Below are 1,649 nucleotides of genomic sequence, written 5' to 3' on the forward strand. Positions count from 1 at the left end.
AGCAACGCCACCGCGACATAGACCCCGCCGTAGGCGGCGTAGACCCGGCCGCTGGCGGCCGGGTGCAGGGTCAGCAGCCAGGCGAACAGCGCCAGGCTGGCGGCGGCCGGCAGCAGCAACCACGGAGAGCCCTGCTTCTTCAGCCACAGGTAGGGCAGGAAGCAGCCGATGATTTCGGCCAGCGCCGTGACCACGAACAACCCGAAGGTTTTACCGAACAGCAGAATACTCACACCACTCTCCCAAACTGACCTGATCCGGCACTCGCAGTCGTCCGGAGCCAGCTCCGGACGGCTACCCGCCACCGCGATCAGATCAGTGCCTTGCTCGCCACGATCACGCCGTTGTTATCGGCATAAACATACTCGCCCGGCGTGAAGGTGATGCCGCCGAAGGTCACCGGCAGGTCGACTTCGCCCACGCCCTTGCGCACGCTCTTGAGCGGGATCGAGGCCAGCGCCTGCACGCCCAGGTCGAGCTCGCCGAGGGCATCGACATCGCGCACGCAGCCGTAGACGATCACGCCCGACCAGCCCTGCTTCACGGCGCTTTCGCCGATCAGGTCGCCGAGCAGCGCGCAGCGCAGCGAGCCGCCGCCATCCACCACCAGCACGCGGCCTTCGCCCGGCGTGGCCAGCAGTTCCTTGACCCGCGAGTTGTCCTCGAAGCACTTCACGGTGACGATCTGGCCGCCGAAGGCGGAACGGCCGCCGAAGTTCACGAACATGGGCTCGCAGACACGCACCAGCTCCGGGTGGTCATCGCACAGATCGCAGGTCACGAAAGACATGGCATTACTCCTGGTTCATGGGGAAGAAAAAGGTTCAGCCGCCGGCGAGCCGCTGCATGTCGCGCCAGGTCAGCACGCGCACGCCACTGCTGTCGCCACCGTCGCCGGCAGCAGGCTGGCGGGCAGCGGCGGCCATGGCCTGCGCGACCACGCTGCCGGGAATGGGCCGGTACGGCGCCAGCGGGCCGGCCATGAGCGGGCCGAACGGCACGGAGAGGACCTGCGCCACGCGCTCGCCGAAGCGGAATTCATCGCGCGCGCCCAGCAGCAGCGAGGGCTGGAACAGGCTAAGGCTCGGGAAGCCGGCATCGCGCAGGGACTGCTCGACCTCGCCCTTGACGCGGCTGTAGAAGCTCGGCGACGAGACACTGGCGCCAATGGCGCTGACGCTCAGGAAGTGGCGGACGCCGGCGCGGCGGGCCAGCGCCGCGAAGGCCAGCACGGCATCCTGGTCGACGGCGCGGAAGGCGGCCTGGCTGCCGGCTACGCGAATGGTCGTGCCCAGGCAGCAGAAGGCTGTGTCCGCGTGCAGCTGCGGCAGCGCGTCATCCAGCCGCGCGAAGTCGACGCTGTGCTGGTGCAGGCGCTCGTGCCGCAGCGGCAGCGGGCGGCGCACCAGCGCGTGCACCTCGGCCACCGTGGGGTCAGCCAGCAGCAGGTCCAGCAGTTCGCGACCGATGAAGCCGGAGGCGCCGGCGATCAGGACGCGCCGCGCGGAGGCTGGCGGCGTGGGTGCTGCGGGCTGCGCGGACGGCATGGGGAGACTCCGGAACCGGGACTGATGCGCGACTCTACCGCGCCCGCCCCCTTCGCCACAATTTCGTGCCACAATTTCACCATGATGCCCGCTGCCACCCCG

The 1,649-nt window shown here is 69.4% G+C and carries 3 protein-coding genes; all 3 read right to left on the bottom strand.

The features are described from left to right. Window positions 1-233 (bottom strand): YnfA family protein (locus C5O18_RS09215; protein ID WP_105193320.1); only part of this gene is annotated, 233 nt, incomplete at its 3' end. Window positions 234-310: 77 nt separating this feature from the next. Further along, the gene (gene rraA, locus C5O18_RS09220) at window positions 311-790 is read right to left on the bottom strand and encodes a ribonuclease E activity regulator RraA (RefSeq protein ID WP_105193322.1); all 480 of its coding nucleotides are present in this window, start codon (window positions 788-790) and stop codon (window positions 311-313) included. Window positions 791-824: 34 nt separating this feature from the next. Beyond that, the gene (locus C5O18_RS09225; protein WP_105193323.1) at window positions 825-1,547 is read right to left on the bottom strand and encodes an NAD(P)H-binding protein; all 723 of its coding nucleotides are present in this window, start codon (window positions 1,545-1,547) and stop codon (window positions 825-827) included. Between the last annotated feature and the right edge of the window lie 102 nt (window positions 1,548-1,649).

It is taken from the genome of Amnimonas aquatica (assembly GCF_002943415.1).
In the GTDB taxonomy this organism is placed as follows: Bacteria; Pseudomonadota; Gammaproteobacteria; order Pseudomonadales; family Moraxellaceae; genus Perlucidibaca; species Perlucidibaca aquatica_A.

Bases quoted from the DNA above. Each gene is read 5' to 3' on its own strand.
- rraA (WP_105193322.1), bottom strand. From the start codon at position 790: ATGTCTTTCGTGACCTGCGATCTGTGCGATGACCACCCGGAGCTGGTG.
- C5O18_RS09225 (WP_105193323.1), bottom strand. From the start codon at position 1,547: ATGCCGTCCGCGCAGCCCGCAGCACCCACGCCGCCAGCCTCCGCGCGG.